Origin of the sequence: Litorivita pollutaquae, assembly GCF_003205515.1 — a bacterium.
GTDB lineage: Bacteria > Pseudomonadota > Alphaproteobacteria > Rhodobacterales > Rhodobacteraceae > Litorivita > Litorivita pollutaquae.
Genome location: NZ_KZ826487.1, coordinates 127,244 through 154,238 on the forward strand (window position 1 = coordinate 127,244; position 26,995 = coordinate 154,238).

25 protein-coding genes, 1 tRNA gene and 2 pseudogenes are annotated in these 26,995 nt (G+C 59.5%); 15 read left to right on the forward strand and 13 right to left on the reverse strand.

All coding sequences use genetic code 11. The annotated features are described in order from the left end of the window. Positions 1–59 precede the first annotated feature (59 nt). Positions 60–1,967 carry a DNA mismatch repair endonuclease MutL gene (mutL, locus tag DI396_RS12640; RefSeq protein ID WP_110796578.1) on the forward strand — a complete coding sequence of 636 codons (1,908 nt, stop codon included), beginning with the start codon at positions 60–62 and terminating at the stop codon, positions 1,965–1,967. After that, positions 1,964–3,148 (forward strand): DNA recombination protein RmuC, encoded by a 1,185-nt coding sequence (locus DI396_RS12645; RefSeq protein ID WP_110796579.1) that lies wholly within the window; start codon positions 1,964–1,966, stop codon positions 3,146–3,148. The genes mutL and DI396_RS12645 overlap by 4 nt, the downstream gene beginning before the upstream one ends. Before the next feature lie 212 nt (positions 3,149–3,360). Here the strand turns inward: DI396_RS12645 and DI396_RS12650 are convergent, their stop codons facing one another. From DI396_RS12650 to DI396_RS12660, 3 genes are all read right to left on the reverse strand, one after another. Continuing rightward, on the reverse strand, positions 3,361–3,717 hold the full coding sequence (locus DI396_RS12650; protein ID WP_110796580.1) for a DUF1801 domain-containing protein: 357 nt from the start codon (positions 3,715–3,717) through the stop codon (positions 3,361–3,363). 325 nt (positions 3,718–4,042) lie between these two features. After that, positions 4,043–4,705 carry a ChrR family anti-sigma-E factor gene (locus DI396_RS12655; protein WP_110796581.1) on the reverse strand — a complete coding sequence of 221 codons (663 nt, stop codon included), beginning with the start codon at positions 4,703–4,705 and terminating at the stop codon, positions 4,043–4,045. After that, positions 4,702–5,208 carry a sigma-70 family RNA polymerase sigma factor gene (locus tag DI396_RS12660; protein ID WP_235851864.1) on the reverse strand — a complete coding sequence of 169 codons (507 nt, stop codon included), beginning with the start codon at positions 5,206–5,208 and terminating at the stop codon, positions 4,702–4,704. Before DI396_RS12660 ends, DI396_RS12655 begins: the two co-directional genes overlap by 4 nt. Positions 5,209–5,551: 343 nt before the next feature. On the opposite strand from DI396_RS12660, the gene DI396_RS12665 reads away from it, so the two are divergent. The 4 genes from DI396_RS12665 (at position 5,552) to DI396_RS12680 (ending at position 8,819) form a co-directional block, all read left to right on the forward strand. After that, entirely contained in the window at positions 5,552–6,847 is a 1,296-nt protein-coding gene (locus tag DI396_RS12665; RefSeq protein WP_110796582.1) for an NAD(P)/FAD-dependent oxidoreductase, read from the forward strand. 5 nt (positions 6,848–6,852) lie between these two features. After that, positions 6,853–7,620: a DUF1365 domain-containing protein gene (locus DI396_RS12670; protein ID WP_110796583.1), complete on the forward strand. Its 768-nt coding sequence runs from the start codon at positions 6,853–6,855 to the stop codon at positions 7,618–7,620. A 21-nt stretch (positions 7,621–7,641) separates the two neighbouring features. After that, the gene (locus tag DI396_RS12675; protein WP_110796584.1) at positions 7,642–8,403 is read left to right on the forward strand and encodes an SDR family NAD(P)-dependent oxidoreductase; all 762 of its coding nucleotides are present in this window, start codon (positions 7,642–7,644) and stop codon (positions 8,401–8,403) included. 92 nt (positions 8,404–8,495) lie between these two features. Then, entirely contained in the window at positions 8,496–8,819 is a 324-nt protein-coding gene (locus DI396_RS12680) for a DUF3775 domain-containing protein (protein WP_110796585.1), read from the forward strand. A gap of 12 nt (positions 8,820–8,831) precedes the next feature. Here the strand turns inward: DI396_RS12680 and DI396_RS12685 are convergent, their stop codons facing one another. After that, entirely contained in the window at positions 8,832–9,902 is a 1,071-nt protein-coding gene (locus tag DI396_RS12685) for a saccharopine dehydrogenase (protein ID WP_110796586.1), read from the reverse strand. A gap of 203 nt (positions 9,903–10,105) precedes the next feature. Between DI396_RS12685 and DI396_RS12690 the strand changes: the two genes are divergently transcribed. Next, the gene (locus DI396_RS12690; protein WP_110796587.1) at positions 10,106–11,314 is read left to right on the forward strand and encodes a hydantoinase/carbamoylase family amidase; all 1,209 of its coding nucleotides are present in this window, start codon (positions 10,106–10,108) and stop codon (positions 11,312–11,314) included. Here the strand turns inward: DI396_RS12690 and DI396_RS12695 are convergent. Continuing rightward, positions 11,311–11,541, reverse strand: a complete 231-nt coding sequence (locus DI396_RS12695; protein ID WP_110796588.1) for a WGR domain-containing protein — start codon at positions 11,539–11,541, stop codon at positions 11,311–11,313. The two genes, DI396_RS12690 and DI396_RS12695, sit on opposite strands and share 4 nt — an antisense overlap. Positions 11,542–11,616: 75 nt before the next feature. Continuing rightward, positions 11,617–12,252 (reverse strand): annotated as a pseudogene (locus DI396_RS12700) (response regulator transcription factor); the annotation flags it as partial. Between the two features lies 1 nt (position 12,253). On the opposite strand from DI396_RS12700, the pseudogene DI396_RS12705 reads away from it, so the two are divergent. Then, positions 12,254–12,852 (forward strand): annotated as a pseudogene (locus tag DI396_RS12705) (ABC transporter ATP-binding protein); the annotation flags it as partial. A 70-nt stretch (positions 12,853–12,922) separates the two neighbouring features. Beyond that, entirely contained in the window at positions 12,923–14,143 is a 1,221-nt protein-coding gene (locus DI396_RS12710) for a phenylacetate--CoA ligase family protein (RefSeq protein ID WP_110796590.1), read from the forward strand. A 297-nt stretch (positions 14,144–14,440) separates the two neighbouring features. On the opposite strand, the gene ykgO is transcribed toward DI396_RS12710, so the two are convergent. Both ykgO and DI396_RS12720 read right to left on the reverse strand, forming a co-directional pair. Then, entirely contained in the window at positions 14,441–14,566 is a 126-nt protein-coding gene (gene ykgO, locus DI396_RS12715) for a type B 50S ribosomal protein L36 (protein WP_058332978.1), read from the reverse strand. Positions 14,567–14,669: 103 nt separating this feature from the next. Beyond that, positions 14,670–14,744: transfer RNA gene (locus tag DI396_RS12720), tRNA-Val, on the reverse strand. Positions 14,745–14,891: 147 nt separating this feature from the next. Here DI396_RS12720 and DI396_RS12725 point away from each other — a divergent pair. After that, on the forward strand, positions 14,892–15,755 hold the full coding sequence (locus DI396_RS12725; protein WP_110796591.1) for an N-formylglutamate amidohydrolase: 864 nt from the start codon (positions 14,892–14,894) through the stop codon (positions 15,753–15,755). A gap of 84 nt (positions 15,756–15,839) precedes the next feature. Here DI396_RS12725 and DI396_RS12730 read toward each other — a convergent pair whose 3' ends face one another. Then, on the reverse strand, positions 15,840–17,150 hold the full coding sequence (locus DI396_RS12730) for a DNA polymerase IV (protein WP_110796592.1): 1,311 nt from the start codon (positions 17,148–17,150) through the stop codon (positions 15,840–15,842). A 245-nt stretch (positions 17,151–17,395) separates the two neighbouring features. On the opposite strand from DI396_RS12730, the gene DI396_RS12735 reads away from it, so the two are divergent. Beyond that, the gene (locus DI396_RS12735; protein WP_110796593.1) at positions 17,396–17,809 is read left to right on the forward strand and encodes an NUDIX domain-containing protein; all 414 of its coding nucleotides are present in this window, start codon (positions 17,396–17,398) and stop codon (positions 17,807–17,809) included. Positions 17,810–17,902: 93 nt separating this feature from the next. Here the strand turns inward: DI396_RS12735 and DI396_RS12740 are convergent, their stop codons facing one another. The 3 genes from DI396_RS12740 to DI396_RS12750 form a co-directional block, all read right to left on the reverse strand. Next, entirely contained in the window at positions 17,903–18,901 is a 999-nt protein-coding gene (locus DI396_RS12740; RefSeq protein WP_110796594.1) for a hypothetical protein, read from the reverse strand. A 181-nt stretch (positions 18,902–19,082) separates the two neighbouring features. Continuing rightward, the gene (gene pyrF / locus DI396_RS12745) at positions 19,083–19,796 is read right to left on the reverse strand and encodes an orotidine-5'-phosphate decarboxylase (protein ID WP_110796595.1); all 714 of its coding nucleotides are present in this window, start codon (positions 19,794–19,796) and stop codon (positions 19,083–19,085) included. Between the two features lie 265 nt (positions 19,797–20,061). Beyond that, complete coding sequence (locus DI396_RS12750; protein WP_110796596.1) at positions 20,062–20,367, reverse strand: hypothetical protein; 306 nt, start codon at positions 20,365–20,367, stop codon at positions 20,062–20,064. Positions 20,368–20,710: 343 nt separating this feature from the next. Between DI396_RS12750 and clpB the strand changes: the two genes are divergently transcribed. Then, entirely contained in the window at positions 20,711–23,329 is a 2,619-nt protein-coding gene (gene clpB, locus DI396_RS12755; RefSeq protein ID WP_110796597.1) for an ATP-dependent chaperone ClpB, read from the forward strand. A 414-nt stretch (positions 23,330–23,743) separates the two neighbouring features. On the opposite strand, the gene DI396_RS12760 is transcribed toward clpB, so the two are convergent. After that, a complete protein-coding gene (locus tag DI396_RS12760) occupies positions 23,744–24,229 on the reverse strand; it encodes a DUF302 domain-containing protein (RefSeq protein WP_407936314.1) in 486 nt (161 codons plus the stop codon). 137 nt (positions 24,230–24,366) lie between these two features. Between DI396_RS12760 and DI396_RS12765 the strand changes: the two genes are divergently transcribed. The 3 genes from DI396_RS12765 to DI396_RS12775 are packed head-to-tail and all read left to right on the forward strand — an operon-like array spanning position 24,367 to position 26,516. Beyond that, positions 24,367–25,866, forward strand: a complete 1,500-nt coding sequence (locus DI396_RS12765; protein WP_110796598.1) for an FMN-binding glutamate synthase family protein — start codon at positions 24,367–24,369, stop codon at positions 25,864–25,866. Between the two features lie 47 nt (positions 25,867–25,913). Further along, positions 25,914–26,216, forward strand: a complete 303-nt coding sequence (locus tag DI396_RS12770) for a hypothetical protein (RefSeq protein WP_110796599.1) — start codon at positions 25,914–25,916, stop codon at positions 26,214–26,216. Positions 26,217–26,243: 27 nt separating this feature from the next. Then, complete coding sequence (locus tag DI396_RS12775; protein WP_110796600.1) at positions 26,244–26,516, forward strand: VPLPA-CTERM sorting domain-containing protein; 273 nt, start codon at positions 26,244–26,246, stop codon at positions 26,514–26,516. The last annotated feature ends 479 nt before the right edge of the window (positions 26,517–26,995 follow it).

The window sequence follows — 26,995 nt, forward strand, 5'->3', positions numbered from 1 at the left end:
GTGGATAACTGCGATCTTGAGATGTGCGAATCGCGCTTGGGTATGCTAAGTCTTGGGGCATGTCCCAAGCACACCCCTATATGAGCGATCCTAACGCCCCCGATGCCCCCGCGCCCGTGATCCGCCAATTGGATGAGGGGGCGATCAACCGCATTGCGGCGGGCGAGGTCGTCGAACGCCCCGCATCAGCGGTCAAGGAATTGGTCGAGAACGCCATCGACGCCGGTGCGCGGCGCATCGAAGTGGCCTATGCGGATGGCGGTAAAACCTTGATCCGCGTCACCGATGATGGGTGCGGCATTGCTCCCGATGATTTGCCTTTGGCGATGTCGCGCCATGCCACGTCGAAAATCGACGGCTCCGACCTTTTGGACATCCACACCTTTGGATTTCGCGGCGAAGCTTTGCCCTCGCTCGGTGCGGTCGGACGGTTGACCATCACCTCGCGCGTCAAAGGCCAAGACGCCGCCGAACTGCGCGTTGCTGGCGGTAAAACCGATCCCGTGCGCCCCGCCGCATTGACCGCCGGCACGGTGGTCGAACTGCGCGATCTTTTCTTCGCGACCCCTGCGCGGCTCAAATTCATGCGCACCGACCGCGCCGAAGCGGCAGCGATCACCGCGATTATCAAACGCCTCGCCATGGCCGAACCCTCTATCGGTTTCACCCTGCGCGATGTGACGGGCGGCGGCGAAGGGCGCGTGACCTTCCGCGCCGATCCCGAAAACGGCGAATTGTTCGAGGCTTTGCATGGTCGTTTGGCGAATATCCTTGGCCGCGAATTTGGCGAAAATGCCCTGCGCATCGACACCGAACGCGAGGGGCTGCGGATGACCGGATATGCCGCTTTGCCGACCTATTCGCGCGGCTCTTCGGTGGCGCAATTTCTTTTCGTCAATGGCCGCCCTGTTGAGGATAAACTCTTGTTCGGGGCGCTCCGCGCCGCCTATTTCGATTTTCTCAGCCGCGACCGCCATCCGGCTGCCGCGCTGTTCATTGATTGCGACCCTCAACTGGTCGATGTGAACGTCCACCCTGCCAAATCACAGGTGCGTTTCCGCGACCCCGGCCTTGCACGCGGGTTGATCGTCTCGGGGCTGCGGCATGCTTTGGCCGAAGCGGGGCACCGCGCCTCGACCACCGTGGCGGGCGCGACATTGGGGGCGTTTCGCCCCGAAGGCGCAGGCCCCACCGCCAATGGCGCGGCGCGGGTCTACCAAATGGACCGGCCCTCTTTGGGCGCGCGCATGGCCAGCTATGCCGCCCAAGCGCCCGCGCCGGAGTATCCCGCCGCGCCGCAATCGGGCGGCGGTTTTGCCGAATTCTCTGGCGGGTTCTCGGGCCGTGTTGAAGCCCCTGTCGAAGCGCCGGATCCCGAAATTCAGGACCTCCCTCTTGGCGCGGCGCGCGGCCAAGTACATGAAAACTATATCATTGCGCAGACCGCCGATGGGATGGTCATTGTCGATCAACACGCGGCGCATGAACGGCTTGTCTACGAGAAGCTCAAAAAGCAGATGGCCGCAAACGGTGTCGCGGCGCAGGCGTTGCTCATCCCCGAAATTGTCGAGATGTCCGATGGCGACGCCGCGCGGCTCATGGAGCACGCCGAAGATTTGAGCCGCCTTGGCCTGACGCTCGAGCCCTTTGGCGGCGGCGCGATTGCCGTGCGTGAAACCCCGGCGATCTTGGGCGAGGTCAACGCCCGCGCGCTTGTGCTTGATATCCTTGATGAATTGGCCGACCAGAATGAGAGCATGCAACTCCAAGCCCGCATCGAAGCCATCCTCAGCCGCGTGGCCTGCCATGGGTCGATCCGTTCGGGCCGCCGGATGCGCGCCGAAGAGATGAATGCGCTGTTGCGTGAAATGGAAGCCACGCCCCATTCGGGCCAATGCAACCATGGCCGCCCCACCTATGTTGAACTCAAATTGGCCGATATTGAACGGCTGTTCGGACGCACATGAACGACGTAACGCCGCCGGTTTTCGACCTGAATGATCCAATGATGCAACTGGGCCTTGTCGGGGCTGTGGTGTTGGCCCTGATCCTCGTTTTGTTGGTGATGACGGTGCGCGCAGCGGGCCGTTCGGCGCGTATGGCCGAGCCATTGGCACAGCAGATGGTCGCACTTGGCCAGCGAGTTCAAAGCTTGGGTGACGGGCAGCAGCAACTGGCAGGCGGGCTCAGCCATGTGTCCGAGGCGCAAGCCGCCGCGCAGGCCAATATGCTGCAATTGATGGAGCAACGCCTTGCCCATGTGTCGAATGCGATGCAAGAGAACCTGCAAGGCAGCGCGCGGCGTACGGCGCATTCCTTGGGCGAATTGCAGGAACGTTTGAAAACCATCGATAAGGCGCAGGACAATATCACCAAACTGTCCGGTGATGTGCTCAGCCTGCAAGACATTCTGTCGAACAAACAAACCCGCGGGGCCTTTGGCGAAATCCAATTGAACGATATTGTGTCCAAGGCCTTGCCCAAGGACAGCTATACGTTGCAAGCGACGCTCACCAACGGTAAGCGCGCCGATTGCCTGATCCATCTGCCCAACCCGCCGGGGCCGATTGTCGTCGATAGCAAATTCCCGCTGGAGGCTTACGAGGCGCTGCGAAACGCCAGCACGCAAGAGGAATTGAACCGCGCGGCGCAAGGCATGCGGTCCTCGGTCAAAGCGCATATCAAGGCGATCTCGGAGAAATATATCATCGAGGGCGAAACCGCCGACGGGGCGTTGATGTTCCTGCCTTCCGAAGCGGTTTATGCAGAGCTGCACGCCAATTTTCCCGCGCTGGTGCGTGAGGGGTTTGCCGCGCGGGTTTGGATCGTCTCTCCGACGACCTGCATGGCGACGCTGCATACGATGCGGGCGATTTTGAAGGATGCAAGGATGCGCGAACAGGCGGGGAATATCCGCCGTGAACTGGCGCTCTTGCACGGCGATGTGGATCGTTTGGGCAGCCGCGTCGAGAACCTTGACCGGCATTTCGGTCAAGCCTCCAAAGACCTTGCGGATATCAAGATCTCTGCCAACAAAGCCGGACGGCGGGCACAGCGTTTGGACAATTTCGATTTCGAAGAACTCGCCCCCGATGCGCCAGGCACCGCGCCGCAGGCGATTGCCGAGGCGGCGAAACCGCAAGAATAGAGCGCAGGGCGCGGTGCCAAACCCGGTGGCCATCGGTTGTCGGCGACCTGTCCAAAACGGCCCACGCTGCGTGATGCATGAACTTTACCCGTCGCGGTCGAGGTGAAATCCTTCAGCAAAGGCATGGGTTTTGAACGGGATTTGTAGCCGTGCCAATCGTGAGGGTTTTGGGCGCGGCCCGAATATCACGTGTGTAGGGCCGGGCTTATATCTCACTTTAACGATTCTGCGTCCTGCGAACGTGAATACTGAACCGCGTTGACGATCAACTCTGCAAGAGTTTCAGGAGCAATCGCTTGAAGGTCAGAGAAGTTGATGTGGCGCCGGAACTTTCCTGTTCCGGAAAGAACGTGGTTGGGGTCTTCGAGGGCTGTGCCATTGCTAAAGGCAAGCTGGACGTGATCCTTATATGGGAAGATGCCGCAAAACTGCCCTTCTTTCTCGCTCGGTCTCAATGTGTAGAGCGTGCCGCCATATTTCGGAAGCGTCTCCACGTCCGGCACGGTCTGCCGGATGATGCGATCAAGCCTTTCAATAATCGCGTCCTGCTCGATGCCACTTATCGCCATGTCCCATCTCCTTGCTTGTGAAAGAAAACCGTGCCTCCATGGATCATAACCCTCGCAGAATTAGCGACGAAAAACCATAAAAAGGGGGAAGTCATGTTTCCGCCTGCGCTCTTTGTGACCTACGTGGCCTTTGTGAGCCACGTGATCGACAGGGCCAAAGAAACCCGCACATCCGTCCAAAAATCACTGTTTTCCGAACCGGTCAACAAATCATTCAACAAAGCGTCCATCGGTGCGCGTGCTTCTAACTGGCGCTTCGCGCACCGCGCAGACATGCGCGGTGCAGGTCTCGACCACGGGGGCTATGTTCCCTGCGTTGGCGGGGCTAAATCCGAAAGAACGGCTGCAACAGGCGCGGCAAGAACCCGTTGAATTTGAGCGGCGCATCGGTGGCCGCGAGGCATATGCAATCCTCGCCGATGTCGGCAATGGGTGTGTGGTTGTCGGCCTCATCTGCGATCTCGATATCACCGGCGGCGAAACGGTCGGCTTCGTCGTGGAACGCGCCTTTGAGCACCAATGTCAGTTCGGTGCCGTGGTGGCCGTGATCGGGCATCGCCGCCCCCGCAGGGATATAAAGCAATCGCACCGAGGCCTCTTTGGAGGAGGGCAAAATCGCTTGCTTGACGCCCATGCCAAGGGGGCGCCATTTCACCGCGTCCAAATCGCCGCCCACGTAATCTTGCACAGGCGCAGGCAGGGTGCCACCGGTGGACACACGCGGCGCGGCGGCGAAGGCATCGGCCGGTGTCGTGCCCGATTTGATCCGCTCCAAGGTCGCGGCAAAGCTGCCCTCGTCCATCGCGCTTTGGGTGTTTCGATCCAAAACCGCGCCGCCAAGCGCATCGAAACTTTGCGCACGCGCGCGGCATTCGTCGCACATGGACAGATGCGCGGCGATCACAAGGTTGAATGCTTCGGGCAGGCTGCCCGCCGCATAGCCCATAAGCAGGGCATCATCGAGATGGTGTTTGATTTGATCTGTCATGTCATCGCATGGCGCAAACGGTCGAGCGCCAGCCTCAATCTGGATTTAATGGTGCCGAGGGGAAGCCCCGTTTCGGCGGCGATTTCGGAATGGGTGAGGTCGGCGAAATAGGCGCGCTCGACCAAGGCCCGTTGTTTTTCGGGAAGCTGCGCCAAGGCCGTGGCCAGTTGCGCGCTTTCTTGTTGAAGACCCAAAACTTCGTCCTGCGGCGGTTCCGGCTCATTGCCCCATGGCAGGTCTTCGGGCTCCGGACGGCGCTGTTTGCGCAGGGCGTCAATGCGGCGGTTTCGGGCGATGGTGAAAATCCACGTGGCCAAAGAGGCCCGCGCGGGATCGAACATATGCGCTTTGTTCCAAAGGGTTGTCATCACCTCTTGGGCGCATTCTTCGGCCATGCCCGCATCAGCGCCGGAATTGATCAAAAACCCCTTCACGCGCGGGGCAAAATGGGCAAAGACCGCTGCGAATGCAGCTTCGTCGCGGGCATCACGGATACGCTGCATCTCTGCGATCCAGTTGTTTTCTGGCGGGGGTGTTTTCCCTGTCACGCGCTTTGCTCTCGCCTTCTTTGTGCTTCGTGTCTTTGACATAGCACGGCGCGCGTCCGCCGGCGAGGCATTGCAGTCATTCGCGCCACGCTCCACGTCGGAGGCGGGGGGCAGATCGAGCAAATCTTGGGTGCGGCTATCCATCAACATAACAGGTCTACGGAGCAAGCGGCCGCGTGGATCATTTTTTATCCGGGGGGTGATACTCTTTGTTTCGGCGCAAAGTGATCCGCAAGCCGCAAGAGTGCGTAACCTTTGTGATATATGCTCTAAAGCGCCCTCATGAAGAAAGACGCCCATGCCTTTTGAAAATAGCCCCCTTCGCCGCCGCATTGCCGTTATTGGCGCAGGGATCAGCGGGATGGGCGCGGCCTATCGCCTGTCCGAGCGCCATGATGTCACTTTGATCGAATCCGAACCGCGTTTGGGTGGGCATGCCCGCACGGTCATGGCCGGACGGTATGGGGATCAGGCCGTTGATACCGGATTTATCGTGTTCAACTATGCCAATTATCCAAATATGGCACGGCTGTTTGCCGAACTGGATGTGCTGGTGTGCAAAAGTCAGATGAGTTTTGCCGCGTCGTTGCAAGACGGTGCATTTGAATATGGATTGGACAATTTGAACGCGATGTTCGGGCAAAGACGCAATGCGCTGTCGCCTAAATATCTGCGTATGCTGCGCGACATCGTGCGGTTCAACGCCGAAGCATTGCATGCGGTGGAACGCGCCGACATGACCGTGGGGGAGTTGATTGCGGCGCTTGATCTTGGCGATTGGTTTCGTGATCGTTATCTGTTGCCATTGTCCGGTGCGATCTGGTCCACGCCCAAAGAAAAAATACTGGATTTCCCCGCCGCTGCGATGTTGCAGTTTTTCGACAACCACGCCTTGTTGCATCACAGCGGCCAACATCAATGGTACACCGTTAAGGGCGGCAGCATCGAATATGTGCGCCGGTTAGAGGCGGCGATGGCCGCGCGCGGTGTCGATATGCGTTTGAACGCGCCGGTCGCCGCCGTGCGCCGAAACGGGCAGGGCGCAGAGGTCAAACTATACGGTAACGAATGGATGGGGTTTGATGAAGTGATCTTTGCCACCCATGCTGATGACAGTCTGCGCTTGCTCGAAGACCCGAGCGGTGATGAACGCGCCGCTTTGGGGCAGATCCGTTATCAACCCAACGACATCGTGTTGCATGCTGATCCCACGGTGATGCCCAAACGCCGCCGGGTTTGGTCGGCTTGGAATTATGCCGAAGCGCCCGGCCGCCGCGTCGGGCAAATTGATCTGACCTATTGGATGAATGCGCTGCAACCGATCCCGATGGAAGACCCGATGTTTGTCACCCTCAATAGCCAACGGCCGATTGACGAGGCACGGGTGTATGACCATGTCACGCTGCGCCATCCGGTCTATGATCGCGCGATGTTCGCGGGGCAGGCCGCAGTGCGCCGGCTTAATGGCGCGCAACATACATGGTTCTGCGGGGCATGGATGCGCGATGGGTTTCACGAGGATGGATTGACCAGCGGGCTGGAGATCGCCGCGCAGATCGAGGCCGAGTATGGCCTGCCCTTGGCGGCGGAGTAACCGACATGGCCGGGGTCGATCATATCGCAGGGCACACATGGCACGGACGCAAGGGCAACGTGGAAAATACATTTCGGTATGGGGTGGACTATGTGTTGCTGGATGCCGAAGCAAAGGTGACCTCGCCGCAGCTTTTCGCACGCGGCAAACGGGGCGTTGTTTCGTTAAATGATGCAGATCACGGCGGTGCACCGCATCATGGACGTGGGGCCCAATGGGTGCGCGAGTTGCTCCAACGCGAAGGTATCGCGTCGCCGGCGCGGATAGAATTGCTGGCACAGCCGCGGGTGTTCGGTCATGTCTTCAACCCGGTCAGCTTTTTCCTATGCTATGATGAGGGCGGTGCATTGCGTGTCGTGATTGCGGAGGTGACGAATACCTTTGGCGATCGCCATAGCTACTTGTGCGCACACAACGATGGCAGCCCAATCCGGGCCGCTGATCACCTTGTCGCGCAAAAGCTTTTGCATGTCTCTCCTTTTCAACCGCAAAGCGGGCAGTATCGTTTCCGCTTTGACATCGGCCCCGATCACATCGGTATTCTGATCGATTATACGCGGGGCAATGATGCGGCAACGGGCGGGGTTACGGCGACCCTGACCGGCCCGCGCAGACCGTTGACCAATCGCCGTCTATTGGGGATGCTTTTGCGCCGCCCCTTTGGGTCGCGCCGCGTGCAGGTGTTGATTTTCTGGCAGGCGATGAAACTTAAACTTAAGGGCGCGCGTTATCGTAACAGACCCGATGCACCCACGCGCAACGTGTCACGTTGATCCCCGAATAAGGAGCCATTTATGACCGCAACTGATCCCCTGCCGCAGGCCGCCGCCAAATGGGCTGGAAAACGCTATTGGCTGATTGGCGCAAGTGACGGGCTTGGCGCCGCACTGGCCCGTCATTTGAGCCGTGCAGGTGTGCAATTGGTGCTGTCGGCACGCAACGAGAAGGCGTTGCAAACCCTTGCGGAGGATTTGCCTGCCAAGGCCGAAGTGCAGGTGCTTGACGTGACCGACATGGACAGCATCACCGCCGCTCATGACAGGGTCGGCGCGGTGGATGGCGTGATATATCTGGCCGGTGCATATTGGCCGATGGGGACCGCCGACTGGGACGCGGAAAAATCGGCGGTTATGGCCGATGTGAACCTTGGAGGAGCGTTGCGGTGCCTTGGCACGATCGTGCCGCCGATGGTGGCGCGTGGTCACGGGCATGTGGTCCTGACCGGTTCGTTGACGGGGTTTCGTGGCTTGCCCGGCTCTATCGGATATACCGCATCAAAGGCCGGGGTGATGTCGTTAGCTGAATGCATGAAGGCCGATTTGCGCGGCAGCGGCGTTCAAGTGCAACTCGCCAACCCGGGGTTCATCCGCACCCGCCTGACCGCCAAAAACGATTTCAAGATGCCGCAAATCATGGAGCCTGACGCCGCTGCGCAGGAGGTCTTTGAACTGATGTGCTCGACGCGGTTTGCCAAAAGCTTCCCTGCACCTTTTGCGTGGTTGTTCCGGCTGTCGCAATTTCTGCCAAGCGGGCTTTATTTCCGGCTGTTCTCCTGATCCGGACCATGCCGCCATTTGCGCAGGATCAAAGACCGCCCCATCCAGATGGCGCAATCTGACCCTCGATATCAGCGCGAAAGGAAACGGATATGTTGGAAATTTCAGTGCGCAAAGTGGCACAGGTGATTTTAATGGCGCGGGAATTGACCCGCGCCGAAGGTGAATTGCGCGGCTTTATCGACAACCTCACCGAGGAAGAGGCCGTCAGCCTCGTTGCGGTGATGTGGATCGGCCGCGACAGCTTCGCCGCAGAAGAGTTGCAAGATGCGCTCGACACGGCCGCCAGCGAAGCGACCACACCGGCGAGCGATTATCTGATCGGAACGCCGCATTTGTCCGATCATCTGGAAGCCGGATTGGAGGCGCTGGGCCTTTCGGCCTCGGATGAGGAAGATGATCTGTTGCGGCCCTAACCGGCCACCGGATCACAGCGCGGCAATATGTTCGGTGAACAGCGCTTCGGCCCGCGTCCATATCGGCGCGCGTTGGGCAAGGCCTTGCAAGGCGGGTAACAGCTGCGCGGCAAAATCTTCTGAGGCTTCACGCGGCAACATCGACGGCAGGTTGTCAATCGCCATAATATCAAGCACGGGCGCGTCATGCACGCGGTGGACCGGCGCGGCCCAAGTCGTCGCCTCGCTATAAAGCGGCACGGGGTTATAGTGACTGTCCGGATCACAAGCGATATCGCCAATGACGCTCAGGGCGCGCGGCGCGGTCACGGCATCGGGTCCGACGAACACCGGCGTGCCCGGGCGGGCGTAAATGCAGTTGAAGAAAATTTCGTGAGCGAGAATTTCGGGAAATGGTCCGCCCGATGCGGTCTCTTCCATGTCCCAAAGCGTGGTGCCTATACCCATCACAGCGCATAGATCCGCCGCCCCGGCACCCACGCGGCCCTTTGCCCCGATGATCAAGGCTCTGGGAGCTTTGTCCGCAGCGCCTGCTTTGGCCAGGGTTCGCGTAAGATCGGCGTTCATCGCATCCTTATCGACGTAGGCCTCGGCGGGCGGACAGAGGCTGCCATCCTGCTGCGCGGCCCATGCGCGCAACGTGACCGCCGCCCCGGCATAGCCCGCCCAATATCCGAACGCGGCGATACGGCGGCCGGTTTCATCGGTCAGATATTCCAGATCAAGTAAGGTGCCGCCGCCCGCGCGAAACCGCTCTAAAAGCACCCGACCCGCATGTTGCCCCTTATAGGCATGGCCGAACATGATGTGGCGATGGGACAGGGGTGTGCCATCCTCGGGCAATTCCTTGAGCCCCAAGATCACCGCCTCTCTGGGCGCACTTGCCCATGCGCCCTCAGCGGCAATTTCTGCTCCCGCCGCGATGTATCCATCCAGCGGGATAGCGCGTTGGACGCTGTCCTCGACGGTCAGCCGTAATCCCGCCGCCGTCAATGCTGCCGCGCCCTCGGGGGTCAGCGCCGCGCGGGCCTCATTTTGACGGGTTTCGGCGCGCAGCCAAAGATGCAATGCGGGAGATGTCATGGGACGGCCTTTGATCAACGAATGTTGAGGCATAGGGTAGGCTGGCGGCGTGCGATCCTCCATCCCCGTAGAATCCACAGGTGCAGGCCGGTTGCGCTCCGCAGCCCCGAGAAAATTGACAGTGCGCACCCGCACGGGGCACCTTAATGCAACGACCATCATGAAACCGCATCCTAAAACTCCATCGCGCAAAGGACATCCCGATGATCCCCGTTAATCCCGACCGTTTTCTTGCCGATCTCCATGCCCTGCGGGAAATCGGGGCTTCCGGTATCGGTAAGGGTGTGGTGCGCCCTGCCTTCTCCGGTGACGATATCAAGGCGCGGCAGTGGATCGCGGCGCGGATGACCGAGGCAGGCCTCGAGGTGCATATTGATCCGGTCGGGTCGGTTTGGGGGCTGGCAGCGGCAGAAAAATCGTTGCTGATCGGCTCACATAGCGACACGCAACCCGAAGGGGGCTGGCTCGACGGGGCGCTGGGCGTGATTGCGGGGCTTGAGATCGCCCGTGCATCGATTGAAGCGGGCGGGCCGCCGGTTTCCGCCGTGAACTTCGAGGATGAAGAGGGCCGTTTTGGCGTCACCACAGCCAGCACGATCTGGTCCGGCGCGCTATCATTGGAAGTGGCAGATGAACTGACCGACCGGGACGGGGTTACTTTTGCCGATGCGCGCGGAGCAATGGCGCATCTGGTCACCGGCCCGTTTGTCGATCCGGCGCGATTCAGCGGGTTTTTAGAGATGCACATCGAACAAGGTCCGTGGCTCGATCAGGCCGGCGATACTGCGGCCGTGGTTTCGGATATCGTCGGCATCCGCGACATGCGCATCACATTCGAGGGTGAGCAAAACCATGCCGGCACCACGCCGATGCACATGCGCCGTGATGCGTTCCAAGCGGTCAGCCTGTTCAACGCGCGGCTCAATGACCGGCTGCGCAATGTGGTGACGCCGCAAACGGTTTGGACCATCGGCCATATCAACCTATCCCCGAATGCCCACTCGGTTGTTCCGGGAAAGGCCGTGTTCTCAATGCAATGGCGTGACGGAGATACGGATCGACTGTCGCGGATGGAGGCAATCATCCGCGACACGGCCGCCGAAGTCGCGGCGGAGCAGGGGATGGAATTGCACTATTCTTCCCTGCTGGGGCTGGAGCCTGTGCCGATGGACGTCGGGGCGCAGGCGGCGCTGAAGGCGGCCGCCGAAACCCATGCGAAGGGGCGCTGGCGCGCGCTGCAATCGGGGGCGTTGCATGATGCGGCGAACCTATCACGTTTGATGCCGGTGGGGATGTTGTTCGTGCCGTCGATTGACGGGATTTCCCACGCCTTCGAGGAAGACACCCATGAGGAAGATTTGGTCAAAGGCTTGGAAATTCTGGCCGATGCAGCAGGGCGTTGGGCGGTTTAAGCCGCGCGGTCATAGCCGCGTTTAAGCGCCCTTTCGCGCCACCGGTCGGCGGCTTCGGAGGCGTGGCGCAGATTGGCGAAAATGGCGATTTCCATCCGGCCTTTTCCGCCTTTGTGTCCCCATTCGCGCAAGACGGAGACCTCTTCGAAAAGGTTAAGGGCGATTTCGACGCGGTAGTACCGCGCAGGGCCGCAGGCGTTGGATTGATACATGAGGCAGCATGTCATGACCCGAATCGTAGCGCCGCAGGCAATTCGGATCAAGAGCCGATAGAGACGATTCCGTAAGGTGGGCCGCGCCGGTCAGCTCCAATCCACATCCCCCAAACAGATATGGCCAGCCCCGTATATGGTTTTGATAAGCTGGGGATTTTTGGGATCTTCGCGGAGTTTTGTGCGCAACCGCGAGATCCGCACATCCATCGCGCGGCCAAAGCTTTCTCCCGCTGCCCCGCCAAGGGCCTCTTGCATCATGACGCGAGGAATCAGCCGCTTGGGTCGTTCGAGAAACAGCCGTAAAACTTCGCCCTCGGCATGGGAGAACGGGGCTTCGGTTCCCGTGGTATCGGTGAGGACATAGCGGTTAAGAGAGGCGGTCCAACCGGAGAAACGCGCCAATTGCCCGCTTTGTTCGGCCGGTTTATTGGCACGAAGACGGGCGCGCACCCGGGCGACGACTTCGGCCGGATCAAAGGGTTTTATGATGTAATCATCGGCGCCCAATTCCAATCCCGTCACGCGGTCCTGGACCTGCGCCCGGCCCGAAATGATGATCACGCTCGCCCCCTGTTCCAGCGCTAGTCGATGCACAAGGCCAAGCCCGTCTCTGTCGGGTAACGACAGATCGACAAGGCATAAATCCGGGGTGGGGCTTTGCAAGGCGGCTTCGAATTCAGTGGCACGTGCAAAGGCCAAGGTGCGATAACCGGCCTCTTCCAATCGCGGTGAGTGGGCTCAAGATTTCGATCCTGCCGCCCTCGCGCAAAAGGGGGGCATTCAGGTGATGGAAGGCCGTCACTGTATCGAGAATGCCTCACCGTCGAGGAAAACCTGCTGACGGGCAGCTATACGCGCCGTGTATCCAAGGGCGATATTTTTGCCGATCTTCAAATGGGTTCCAATTATGTTCCGCGTATGCGGGAACGTCGCAAAAGCCAGGCGGGCTATACCTCCGGCGGTGAACAACAAATGGTGGCCATTGGCCGCGCCTTGATGTCGAAACCCGAAACAATCTTGCTGGACGAGCCATCGATGGGTCTTGCGCCGCAGCTCGTCGAAGAGATTTTCGGCATCCTCAAGGATCTCAACGAGAAGGAAGGCGCGATCTTCCTCGTCGCAGAGCAGAACACCAATGTGGCGCTGCACTAGGCCCGTTACGGGAGTATTCTGGAATCGGGTCGCGCCATGATGGACGGTCCTGCTGTTGATTTGCGTGAAAATCCCGATGAAAAGGAGTTTTACCTTGGCATGTCTGACGAAGGCCGTAAAAGCGTTCGTGATGTGCGCTCATATCGCCGCCGCAAGCGTTGGCTGAGCTGAGCCGCACTGCACGATTTGACCACCCTTGCCCACTGGCGCCGCGCCGCGCCCTATCTGAAGGAACCTGTCGATGTCCCGACATTTTGACGCCGCCGAAACCCGTAGCTCCGAGGCCCGTGCCGAGGATATCGCACAGGCGCTGCCTGCACAAATCGCCCGGGCGCAGGCTTTGCCCGGATATGCGGGAACCTTGGACCGCGTAGAGGCCAGCAAAATCACCTGTGTTGCCGATCTGGCCGCGCTGCCGGTGTTGCGTAAATCCGATCTCGGCAAGGCGCAGGGGGCCTCTGCGCCCTTTGGGGGTTTGACCACGCTTGCGCCCTCGGGCTTTGCACATATTTTCCAAAGCCCCGGCCCGATTTATGAACCGGGCCGCGTTGATCACGACTGGTGGCGCATGGGCCGCGTGTTGGCGGCGGCGGGCATCGGACAAGGCGATATCGTTCAAAACTGTTTCGGCTATCACCTGACCCCGGCAGGCATGATTTTCGAAAGCGGCGCCCGCGCCGTTGGGGCCGCAGTGCTGCCTGCGGGAACGGGGCAAACCGAATTACAGGCCCGCGCTGCCCATGACATTGGCGTAACGGCCTATGCCGGCACGCCGGATTATCTGAAAATCATCCTCGACAAGGCCGAAGCGATGGGGCTGAAGTTGGGTATCACCAAGGCAGTTGTCGGGGGCGGGGCGTTGTTTCCCTCTTTGCGGGCGGAATACGCGGATCGCGGTATTGTCTGTTTGCAAAGCTATGCCACGGCGGATCTTGGAAATATTGCCTACGAATCCACGGCGATGGAGGGCATGATTGTTGATGAGGGCGTCATCGTTGAGATCGTCACCCCCGGCACCGGCACTCCGGTGGCCGAGGGCGAGGTCGGCGAAGTGGTTGTGACCACGCTCAATCCCGATTACCCGTTGATCCGGTTCGCCACCGGTGATCTGTCGGCGGTTCTGGCGGGGCAAAGCCCCTGTGGGCGCACCAACATGCGCATCAAAGGATGGATGGGCCGCGCCGATCAGACCACAAAAATCAAAGGTATGTTCGTGCGCCCCGAACAGGTCGCGCAATTGGTTGCGCGCCACGATGAAATCATCAAAGCCCGGGTGATCGCGGCGCGCGCTGGCGAGATGGACACCATGCATGTGCAAATCGAAGCAACCGGCGGCGATGAGGACCGCTTTGCGGCCAGTATCGCCGATGTTCTCAAACTTAAGGGTACGGTTGAAATCGTTGCGCCGGGGAGCTTGCCCAAGGATGGCTTGGTGATCGAGGATCAGCGCAGCTACGAGTAGACCCAACCAGAATTCAAAAGGGGCCCGCCGGTTTTGGCGGGCCTTTTTATGCGCGGTCGGTCCCTCTACCGCATTTTATGCGCATGGGCGCCGCGATGGCACGCGCGGGATGTTATGGCTGTCTTTGCGGTGCTTGCGCGATGGCACCTGCGGCGGCAACGGCTGCGCCGTGATTCCACAGTGCAGATTGTTCACGGCATTTTGCTCAGGTCCGGCGGGACCTGCTGCGGTCCTCACAAACGAAAAAGGCCGCCACCCGAAGGAAGCGACCTTTTAGCATTCAGCGCTGTCAGCGACTTAGCCTTGGCGGGCTTTGAAGCGAGGCTGGGTTTTGTTGATCACGTAAACGCGGCCCTTGCGGCGCACAACGCGGCAATCACGATGCCGATTCTTGAGCGAGCGTAGCGAGTTTTTAACCTTCATAGGTCTTCTCCTCATTCGCGGCGCAGGGTGCGCCTTTGGTTTCATTGACCCTTGTAAATAAGGGCGCTAGCGGGTGCATCCGGCGGAACGGACGCGTAAATCATGGTGGGCGATACTGGGATCGAACCAGTGACCCCTTCGATGTCAACGAAGTGCTCTACCGCTGAGCTAATCACCCATTTACCGATGCAGCGCCTCGCCCCATAAAAAGGGGCGCGGGGATGCCGCGCCGGTTCGCTGGTCAATAAAAGGAGTCGGGAGAAGGGTCAAGGGGCTTTTGATAGAGAATATTTTGAGGCATGCTCTCCTTGGAAGAGGTCGTTTCATGCCCAAGCACGCCTATCAAGTCATTTCGCCACCCGAGCGTCTCACATCGGTGGTTTTTGCCTCGCCGCACAGCGGGCGGGACTACCCTTGGAGTTTTGTGCGCAGCTCGGTTCTGGATGCGCAAATGATCCGATCTTCCGAAGATGCTTTTGTCGATGATCTGTTTTCTGCCGCGCCCTCTTTTGGCGCGCCATTGCTCATAGCTTGCGCGCCGCGCGCCTATGTCGATTTGAACCGCAGCGCCGATGAATTGGATCCCGCCTTGATTGATGGTCTGCCCAAGGGCAAGGCGCTTAACCCGCGCATCGCCTCCGGCCTTGGCGTGGTGCCGCGGGTTGTGGCCGGTGGGCGGGCGATCTATCGCGGCAAATTGCCGATGAGCGAGGTGCAGCGGCGCATTGATCTTTATTGGCATCCCTATCACGCGAGATTGCAAAATTTGCTCAACACCAGTTACCGTGAATTCGGCATGTCGGTTCTGGTTGATTGCCATTCGATGCCGCATGAGGCCGTCGCAAGCATTGCACGTCTGGGCGGTCAACGCCCCGATGTGGTGCTCGGCGATCGGTTCGGCGCCGCAGCAGATGAAAGCGTGGTCGACCGGATCGAGCGTGCCTTTGTGCATGCGGGGCTGCGGGTGGTGCGCAACACGCCCTTCGCGGGTGCCTATACCGCACAACATTATGGCCGCCCTTCGCGCGGGCAACACGCGGTGCAAATCGAAATCGACCGCAGCCTCTATATGGATGAAAAAGCCGTCCGTCCGAACGAGAATTTCAACGCCTTTAAAACCCTGATTGACGGGGTTGTGGCGGATGTCGCCCGTTTCGGTGCGCGCAAAACTCCGTTGGCCGCCGAATAGCGCGGCCCGCAGGGCAGGCTGCACGGCCACTGTTTCGGGCCCAGAGGTGCCGTTCGACGGTCAGCAGGTTACATGGTGTTGGCGCTATGAGCCGTCTTTGGGGCCGTGCCCCGATGCACCGCGTAGACCGCGTCCTTTGACAATCGCTTCGGGGCCAAACTTTTTGCGGATTGCGTCCGTGGCCCGTTCGGTTTTGGCGCGCCGTTCGGCATCGGGATCAAGCAAATCTGCCGACAGATCCGCACCGCTTTCGTCTATCAAATCGGACAGGCCCACGCCGATCAACCGGTAGGGACCCTCATTGGGGCCAACCTGATCGAAGAGCCCCTTGGCTGTCCGATAGATCACATCAGCCAACTGTGTTGCATCGCGTAGCGACAGCCGCCGGGACAGGGCGCTGTGATCGCTGCGCTTGAGCTTGACGGTCACCACACGGCCGGCCAATGCCTTGGCTTTGGCCCGCGCGGACACCTTTTCCGACAACCGCCACAGATGCCCGTCGAGAAGCGCGGCATCGCCGGTGTCTTCGGAAAACGTCGTTTCGTTCGAAATGCTCTTCATCGGTGCATGGGCCGAGACGCCGCGTGTGTCTTGCCCCCGGGCCAGATGCCACAGCCTTTCGCCCATCGTGCCAAAACGCGCATGCAACTCGCGCCGGTCCCACCGCAACAGATCGGCAAAGCTGCGAATGCCTGCGGCCTCCAGAGAGGCTTGTCCGGCGGCGCCCACGCCCCAAATCATCCGCACCGGTTTATCATGCAAAAACGTGGCGGTTTCGGCCTTTCCAATCACCGAATAGCCATGCGGTTTATCGAGATCCGAGGCGATTTTCGCCAGAAACTTATTGTGGCTCAGCCCGATTGATCCGGTCAAACCCAATTCCACCTTCATGCGCCGCACCAAGCGGGCCAACATCACCGCTGGCGGCGCGCCGTGCAAGCGTTGGGTGCCGCGCAGGTCCAAAAATGCCTCATCCAGCGATAAGGGCTCGATGGCGGGGGTCATGTCCTCCATCATTTGCCGAATGGCGCGGCTGGCCTCGGCATAGGCCTGCATGCGCGGCGCAATCACCACGGCATCGGGGCAAAGTTTGAGGGCCTGAAACATCGGCATGGCCGAGCGTACGCCGCGAATGCGCGCCACGTAGCAAGCGGTCGAGACAACGCCGCGCCGCCCGCCGCCAATGATCACAGGTTTGCCCGCCAAGGCCGGATTGTCGCGTTTTTCGACCGAGGCAAAAAACGCATCGCAATCCATATGGGCAATGCCGAGTTCAAACAGTTCCGCATGGGCGACGATGCGCGGACTGCCGCAGGACGGGCACCGTGCGGCACCTTCAAAACAGGTCATGCAATCGCGGCAGAGCGCGGGGAGAGGGGCGGTTTTCGGCGTCATGATCGGTGGCGGTTCGGTCCTATGCGCGTGGTGATGCGCGGTGGGAAGTCGCCGGGGCGGTCGGCGGATGGCCGGTCGCCTCCGGGGCATTGTGAATTGGCCCGTCCTTGTCACATGGCCTATTGGCCCGGTGACCGGACCGCAAGTTGTCTGTTTCGCGTCGGGCGCGCGGACTTTTGGGACAGATGCACATTGGCGCTTGGACGGGACTGCTTTAACCTTAAGGCAAAGTGCAAGAGAGCGGAATGAGATTTATGGACACGCGGTGTGCCGGGGCGAAAGTGGCGCTTTTTATCGGTGGGGACCTGGTGGCTTTGCTGCGCGACGATGTGCCCGATATTGCCTTTCCGGATCATTGGGATTTGCCAGGCGGTTTTGCCGATCACGGCGAGGGGCCTGTGGTCTGCGCCTGCCGCGAGACGCGTGAGGAAACCGGTATAAAGCTTGCGCCGGAGGATTTGAAGTTTCAGGCCGTTTACCCGCGCCCCGTCGGACCCGTGGTGTTCTTCGCAGCGTATCTGCCGACCCATGCGGGCGCGCGATTGCGGTTGGGGGATGAGGGGCAGCGGCTTGAATTGATGACGCCGCAGGGCTTTATCGATCATCCGCGTGCGGTGCCGCATTTGCAAGATTGGCTGCGGATCTTTCTGGGGAAATAGGCGAACACAGGGCGCATCCATCGCGCAGAAATGATATGAAAAGGCCGCATCCTCCTTATGGGGATACGGCCCTGATTGTGGCTTCGCCGGTGCCTATTTTAACGGGGGTTTCTTACGCGAAGCCGAAGCCGAGAACGGGTTTTCCAAGGCCTGCTCTTCGGCGGCGCGCTCTGCGTGCTGTTCGGCGGTTTTTTGTGCGGCGCGGGCGCGGTCGGCCTCTTCGGCGGAGGCGACCATATTCACCACGGGCGTCAATGCCTCGCCCTTGACCAGCCATGCCAGCGCAAAGGCAAACAAGCCAAAGGTTTCGAACCAGAAGATAAGGTGGTTTTCCTTGGTGAAATGCGCGATCCCCTCGCTGCCGACGGCACCAATCACAAAAAGCAGCACCAAAATCGCAGTGCAGCCAATCAGCACATTTCCGCAGGCCGCGTAGATGCTGCGTTCTGCGGCGCGGCTGCGGCTTTGAGTGCGGTCCAAGGGCGCGCGGCGAAAGTTTTCAAGACACATCACCGCCAGCGCGAGGAAGAAAGTAAGAGCGCTGATTGCATGCAAAATCGACGATCCGCCACTGCCCAGCCACTGCACCATCAAGGGCACGGGCATTGTGGCCACCTCGGATGAGGTCGGAAATATTGCCACACCCACCGCGCCCAAAGCCGCCGCCATCGATACCCGGCGATCGGTGAGGAATTTCTCGATCGGGCGTTGTGCGACGCGTTGCGGTTCGGCCGCATAGCCTTTGTAGCAAAACAAGAAGATCGCAATTGCGCCGATCACCCCGACCAGAAGGCTGCGCACGGGGGTATAGTAGAATTCGGAAATCGAGGGCATGAAGTTGACCGTGGGGGTCACCGCCATGATCAACAACATCACAGGAAGAGCAAACCCCAACATTCCGGTCATCCGGCGCAGTTTGAGATAGGACAGCACCAGATCATTATGGGCTTTTTGCACCTCGCCCAACGGCGCCATGCCGCCGTTGTTACCGCGCTGCGATGGCGGTGTCGGCGCGCCGCTTTCGAGCGTGGTGGTCGCGCTGCGATTGCTGTCTTTGGAAACCGGCGTTCCTGCGTTGATGGTAATGGCCATTCTCTCGTCCCCAGATCAAATAGATAAACTCATGTCAGTATTGGCACATTGGTTAACACATGCGCGACCATTGGCGCACCCGCTTTTTAGGCGAATGGCAGAGATATCCACAACATATAGGTGTGCAGGGGCCTATTTGCCCTTTATTTGGGGCGCGTGGCCGACCTGAACCGGCCCAAGATCAGGCGCGGCGCATTTCGTCGAGAATCGCCCGCGCGGCGTCGGCGGGGCTGGGAGCCTGCCAGATCGGGCGGCCCACCACGATATGATCCACCCCGTCGGTGATGGCCTGCGCGGGGGTCGCCACGCGTTTTTGATCGCCCAACGCGGCTCCTGCGGGGCGCACGCCAGGTGTTACGATAAACTTGCCCGCCGCCGAGGGCAGGGCACGGATCGCGGCGGCTTCTTGTGGGGAGGCGATGATGCCATCGGCACCCGCTTCGAATGCGTTATGCGCGCGTTCCAAAACCAGATCCGCCACCACGCCGTCTTTGATCAGGCTGGCATCAAGATCTTTGCGGTCCAGCGAGGTCAAAATTGTTACGGCAAGGATTTTCGTCTGCTTGCCACTGGCGCCCTCTTTGGCGGCGCGTACCACATGCGGATCGCCATGCACGGTCAGGAAATCCAGATCGAATTGTGCCAATCCACGCACCGCCGCTTCGACCGTCGCGCCAATGTCAAATAGCTTCATGTCGAGAAAAATGCGTTTGCCTTGTTCTTGCTTGAGCTCATTGGCCAAGCCCAAGCCGCCGCCCGTCAGCATTCCCAGACCGATTTTATAAAAATTCACCGCCTCGCCCAAATCTGCGGCCAATTGCAAACCGGCCACGGCGTTGGGGACATCCATGGCAACAATCAAACGGTCATCGGCAGGGGGGGAAGAATGGGTCATGGCGCAGCTCCGGTACAATAGGGCGAGGGTTTGTGCCCTTGTTGCGATCCGGACGCCGCACGTCAAGGCTTTGGCGCAGCATGTGGCAATCGCGATCGCAAAAGGCGAGAATTGGATCGGAGGGTGTCGCAGTATGATTGCCCTATAGTCGCAGTATGATTGCCCTATAAAGGAACGGGCGCGAGGCACCATGAAAAGCCTCGCACCCGTCTCCTTACGCGTTACCGCGTTACATCGTCCGACAGCCGGCCGGATGGGACGTATCCTATGCCGCGAACCGAGGGGTGTCGTGGTTGCATAGCATCGTGGTCACGCGTTCTTCGGCGCTGGATTTCCGGCTCATCCGCATGGCGCCGATGCCCATCGCTTTTTGGCGCGCGGCTTTATGTTGTAAGCGGGCGCGCTCGGACAGCCCGAGGGCGATGGTGCGAAATGGCGCATCCAAAGGCGCAGCCATCTGGCAGGGGTAGATAAAATCCTCTCCCTCGGCGTGGAGGGTCACATTGGCCTCAAACGCGCTGAGGGCCGGATTATAACGAAGATCATCCAGTTGAAGTTTATCAGTATGCATGGCGTTGTGCCTTTCTGCTCGGGTGCGCTCTACGGCGCGGGTGATATACACATGGGCGTGTTTTCATGGATTAAACGCCCTTATCACGGAAAAGTTCCCTCTATTGTCCGGGCGCGCTTTGCGCTGTGCCTTTGGATCGGGGCGGATTGGTCATGTCCGCGCCAGAACACAGGGCGGTTTGCAAGACGAGGCCCCTGCGTCAGTTTGCGCATGTTTTTCGGCGAGCCTGCCCTTGAAGCCTCGCCTGCTTTTTCCCAAATTATCCGTGAGGCCCGATAACAGGGGCGTGCCGCAAAGCGGGCGCCACCACCGGAACGGGCGCTTTGATATAAGGAGAACGGCAATGGACTTGAATAAGTTCACAGAGCGTGCGCGTGGTTTCATCCAGGCGGCTCAAACAATTGCGATGCGCGAAGATCATCAGCGATTGACCCCAGACCACATTCTTAAGGCCTTGATGGATGACCCCGAAGGCTTTGCCAGCACCCTGATCACCCGTGCGGGCGGTCAGCCGAAGGACGTGCTTGATAATGTCGATGCAAATTTGGCGAAGATCGCCAAAGTGTCGGGCGACGCGGGCCAAACCTATATGGATCAAGCCACGGCCAAGGTTTTGTCCGAAGCGGAAGCCGTTGCTAAAAAGGCGGGCGACAGCTTTGTGCCGGTGGAGCGCTTGCTCACGGCGCTGGCTTTGGTCAAATCCGGCGCCAAGGACGCTTTGACTGCGGGCGGTGTGACACCGCAAGCGTTGAATGCCGCGATCAATGACATCCGCAAAGGCCGCAAAGCGGACAGCGCCAGCGCCGAAGACAGCTATGAGGCATTGGAGAAATACACCAATGACCTGACCGCTGCGGCGGAGGCGGGCAAAATCGACCCGATTATCGGCCGCGACGATGAAATTCGCCGCACCATGCAGGTGCTATCGCGCCGGACCAAAAACAACCCCGTTCTGATCGGGGAGCCGGGCGTGGGTAAAACCGCGATTGCCGAAGGCCTTGCCTTGCGCATCATCAACGGCGATGTGCCCGAGAGCCTACGCAACAAACGCCTTTTGGCGTTGGACATGGGCGCGTTGATTGCCGGCGCGAAATATCGCGGCGAGTTTGAAGAGCGGCTTAAATCCATCCTCAACGAGGTCACGGATGCGGCGGGTGAAATCATCCTCTTCATCGACGAAATGCACACGCTCATCGGCGCGGGTAAATCGGACGGTGCGATGGATGCGGCCAACCTGATCAAACCGGCGCTTGCGCGGGGCGAATTGCATTGCGTTGGCGCGACGACCCTCGATGAATACCGCAAATATGTCGAGAAAGACGCGGCCCTTGCGCGGCGGTTCCAACCTGTGATGGTGACGGAGCCGACGGTTGAGGACACGATTTCGATCCTGCGCGGTATCAAAGAGAAATATGAACTGCACCACGGCGTGCGGATTTCCGACAATGCGTTGGTGGCGGCGGCGACCCTGTCGCACCGTTATATCACCGACCGGTTCTTGCCCGATAAAGCCATCGATTTGATGGACGAAGCGGCGAGCCGTTTGCGCATGGAAGTGGACAGCAAACCCGAAGAACTGGACGCGCTGGACCGTCAGATCCTGCAAATGCAGATCGAAGCAGAGGCGTTGCGGTTAGAGGAAGATGCGGCGTCGAAGGACCGTTTGGAGACGCTTGAGCGTGACCTGTCGGACCTGCAAGAGCGCAGCGATCAGATGACCGCAACATGGCAGGCCGAGCGTGACAAGCTTGCCGGTGCGCGCGACATCAAAGAAGCGCTCGACAAGGCGCGCGCTGAATTGGATATCGCCAAACGTGAAGGCAATCTCGCCAAAGCAGGGGAGCTGTCTTATGGCGTGATCCCCGACTTGGAGAAAAAGTTGGAGGATGCGGAAAGCCAAGGCACCGATGGGGTCATGGTCGAAGAGGCCGTGCGCCCCGAACAAATCGCGCAGGTGGTCGAACGTTGGACCGGTATTCCGACGACCAAGATGCTCGAAGGCGAGCGTGACAAGCTGCTGCGCATGGAGGATGGCCTGCACAAGCGGGTGATCGGACAAAATTCGGCGGTCAAAGCCGTGGCCAATGCGGTGCGCCGTGCGCGTGCCGGTCTGAATGACGAAAACCGCCCGCTGGGCAGCTTCCTCTTCCTTGGGCCAACCGGTGTCGGTAAAACCGAATTGACCAAAGCCGTGGCCGAGTTCCTGTTTGATGACGACAACGCCATGGTGCGCATCGATATGTCCGAGTTCATGGAGAAACACGCGGTCAGCCGTTTGATCGGGGCGCCTCCCGGTTATGTCGGATATGACGAAGGCGGGGTGTTGACCGAAGCCGTGCGCCGCCGTCCTTATCAGGTGGTGCTGTTTGACGAGGTGGAAAAAGCCCACCCTGACGTGTTTAACGTGCTGTTGCAGGTGCTCGACGACGGGGTTTTGACCGATGGGCAAGGCCGGACCGTGGATTTCAAGCAAACCTTGATCATCCTGACGTCCAACCTTGGCGCGCAATCGCTGAGCCAATTGCCCGATGGGGCCGATGCCTCGGATGCCAAGCGCGATGTGATGGATGCGGTGCGGGCGCATTTCCGGCCCGAATTCCTCAACCGTCTGGACGAGACGATCATCTTTGACCGTCTGGCGCGCGCGGATATGAGCGGGATTGTTGAAATCCAACTGGGCTTGTTGGCGAACCGTTTGGCCGGGCGCAAGATCTCGTTGGACATCGACGAGGCCGCAAAAGTCTGGCTCGCGGACGAAGGGTATGATCCGGTGTTCGGGGCGCGCCCGCTCAAACGGGTGATCCAGCGCGCCTTGCAAGATCCACTGGCCGAGATGTTGCTTGCCGGGGATGTGAAGGACGGCGATGTGATCGCAGTCGGCGCCGGAACCGACGGGTTGATCATCGGGGATCGTGTCGGGGCGAGCAACCGGCCCAAACCGGATGATGCTGTGGTGCATTAGCCGTGCATCGGCCGCGCATTGATGGCGCTGTCGCCACGGTTCACATGTAAGATTGACCAAGGCCCGAACCCGCGAGGGTCGGGCCTTGTTTGCTTTTGCGGCGCCGGCCCGGCCTGACTTTCGCCGCCCGCAGTTGTCGCCACAGTTGCAGTCACAATCGCAGCCCGTGTGACGCTGTAAAGTCGCGCGTGCCCGCCGCAGTATTACAGATGGAATTTATCACTAATCTTCGGGCCAAAGACCCTCGCGCCTGAACTCCGGCCATACTTGGTTCTTGGCCGTCTCTTGCCTGATAAGAGGATGAATAGGACGGTGCTCGGTGCGCTGGGCTCAGAACACTGCACATGGTAAAGAGAGGCGTTTGGTAATGGGCGTCTCTATTTGATCTGTTGTGTGTAGCCTGATCGGGTGGGGTTAATCTAGGCTGATTGCGCTGCGCACAATGGTATCGACTAAGGCTTGCACTTCTTGCATCGGCCCTTCTGGAAATGCGCGATAGCCGATGGTGACGTGATCGGGATCATCGGGCATTTGCGCCACAAAAATATCATAGGGGCAAAAGCGGATGTTCATCGGGTCCGCCTCCATCACTTTGCGCGATAATTTGGCCGAGCAAAAACTGTAGACATCGGCGCGGGTGAACAACACCACATCCGATCCCACATCCGCGCGTGTGCGTTCTAACATGTCACCCACATGCGAGGTGCCATCGATGAGCAATCCCTGATCGAGAATGGCGTTCTCAAGCCCGAAGATCACATCATCATAACTCTCGTCTGTGACATATTGGATCAATCCGTTTTCGGCATGGGCCGCTTGCGGAGCGGTCATGAACGGCAGCGCCAAGAGCGCGGCAATGGCCACGCCACAGCGGATGAACCTTCTCATTGGGTCGGGCATGATATCTCTCCTCCGAGGTGGCGGCGTCGCATTTGCACAACGCGTTGTTGCGCGGCATTGCCCCCTGTGTTTGTGTGACTGTGATAGTCTAGCATAGCGCTAAACCTGACTTTGACACACATCAATTGAGGATACTTATGGGAATTGCGACGCACGCCTTGACGGTTTTGGCCTTGGTCTTTGTTCTGGTGCTGGGAGGGGCGGCGTTGATGGCGCTGTTGTTCTTCATCGTCGACAAACTCCAAACCAGCGATGCCATTCGCCGTAATTATCCGGTGATCGGGCGGTTCCGGCATATTTTCTCGACGCTTGGTGAATTCTTCCGGCAATATTTCTTTGCCATGGACCGTGAGGAAATGCCATTCAACCGCGCACAACGCGATTGGGTCACCCATGCCGGCACGGGCAAGGGCAATACCGTCGCCTTTGGATCCACCCGCAGCCTGTCGACCCCCGGCACATCGATCTTCATGAATGCGGCTTTCCCGCCGCTCGAAGATCAATTCGCCAAGACCGAACCGATGATGATCGGGCCAACGGCGGCGATCCCATTCGTGGCAAAATCTATCTTTAACATTTCCGGAATGAGCTATGGCGCGATCTCGCGCCCTGCGGTCGAAGCCCTGTCGCGCGGCGCGGCAGAGGCGGGCATATGGCTCAATACAGGCGAGGGCGGCATTTCGCCTTTTCATACGCTTGGCGCTTGCGACGTGGTGTTTCAAATCGGCACCGCCAAATTCGGGGTGCGTGACGAGCATGGCAATCTGAGCGACGACAAATTGCGCACAGTCGCCGAGCACCCGCAGGTCCGCATGTTTGAATTGAAGCTGGCCCAAGGTGCCAAGCCGGGGAAGGGCGGTATTCTACCCGGCGAGAAGGTCACCGCCGAAATCGCCGCGATCCGCGGATTGCAAATCGGTCAGGACGGGATTTCCCCGAACCGCCACCGTGAGATCGATGATTGGGGGGATCTGCTTGATATGGTCGGCCACATTCGCGAGGTCACAGGAAAACCCGTGGGGTTTAAGACCGTGATGGGGTCTCCTGACGCGCTGGAACCGCTTTTCAACCTGATCAATGAGCGCGGCGCGGACTGCGCGCCGGACTTTATCGCCATTGATGGCGGTGAAGGCGGGACAGGGGCGGCGCCGATGCCTTTGATCGATCTGGTCGGCATGCCCATTCGCGAAGCATTGCCCATGCTGGTGGACCTGCGTGATAAACATGGGCTGCACGACCGCATCCGAATTATTGCGGCGGGCAAATTGGTAAACCCCTCTGATGTGGCTTGGGCGATCTGCGCGGGGGCGGATTTCGTCACCTCGGCGCGGGGGTTCATGTTTTCGCTCGGCTGTATTCAGGCGCTCAAGTGTAACAAGAACACCTGTCCCACCGGGATCACCACCCATGATCCGCGCTTGCAAGCAGGCCTTGTGGTCGAGGACAAATACAAACGCGTGGCCCATTACGCCAAGCAGGTGATCAAAGAGGTGGAAACCATCGCCCATTCGGTTGGCGTGTCGGAGCCGCGCCAAATGCGCCGCCGCCATGTGCGCGTGGTGATGGCCGACGGGCAATCCGTGCCGATGAACACCATCTTTCCCAGCCAAGATGGTCAGGCAGGCGTGACACATTAAGCAATAGGGCCGCGCATCGGGGTTTTTTATATTACGCAGTCGGGCTCATGCGTCGGGCCGCTCGACGCGATCTTGCGCCCGGCGCGGGCACTTTTTCCGGATCGGTGCAATATCAAACGGGCGGCGCCACCAACATCGGTCCGAGCCTGTTTTACAATGTCTTCTCCGATATCGACTTTGAGGTAAGCGGTGCGCAAATCAAGAGCACCGGATCTCCTATAAGCAGCACCTATAATCAGGTTGATTTGGCGGGTGGTACCGATGCCTTCTTGTCATATTACCAAGCAGGGTTTGGCGCGACGGGGCTTGCGGGGGTGAATGTATCGGCTGTGTCGCTTGAAATCCGTTAGAAGGAGGGCGTTAATCAGTTCGATGATATGGGCGATCTCTTCGGCGGATTTGCCGAAGGCGACAGTTTTGATCTGGATGATATCGGCTATGTGAGCCTCGTGGCCTATTACGAGGATGACGCGGGGGCTTCCATCGGACTGGGTACGACGATCTTGCGGCTGCATAATTTTGATAGCCTTACCGTCAATGTGTCGGATGTCGCCCCGGCGGTGCCACTACCTGCGGGGTTGCCGCTGGTGATCGGGGCGTTTGCAGGTTTGGCCACATTGCGCCGTGAGGTTCGCCCTCAGGCGGCCTGACCGCGCGCCTCTTTAAGGGGATGCCCGACGAAAGAACCCCAAAGCCGCGATTCCCGTCGCGGCTTTGGACGTTTTAAGGGGCATCGGCGGTCCGACTCGCGAAAGCGCACGAAAATCCGACTCGCATGACATGATTCCACCTCCGCTTTTGGGGTGATTTGCATCGTATTCGACGACCTCTTGGGGATAAGTCTGTGGGTAACCCAACATATAGGGGGGTGGCCTCCATTTCATGCCAAGGCTCGAGGTGTCGCAGACTGCAGAAATTGCGGCACTTCAGAATTTGTTTGTCATTTAAGTCGTTGTATTTATTAGGATATTTGCATTTTTGAAGAAAAGATGACGATAACCTGAAAAAACCACTTGCGGGATTTGTTTGATAACACTAGAACCCCCTTCACCGGCAGCGACGATACGCTAACGGGGCGCCAGACGGGGCGGACGGGACGGTCACAGAGGTGGCGGAAGCGGACGGATAC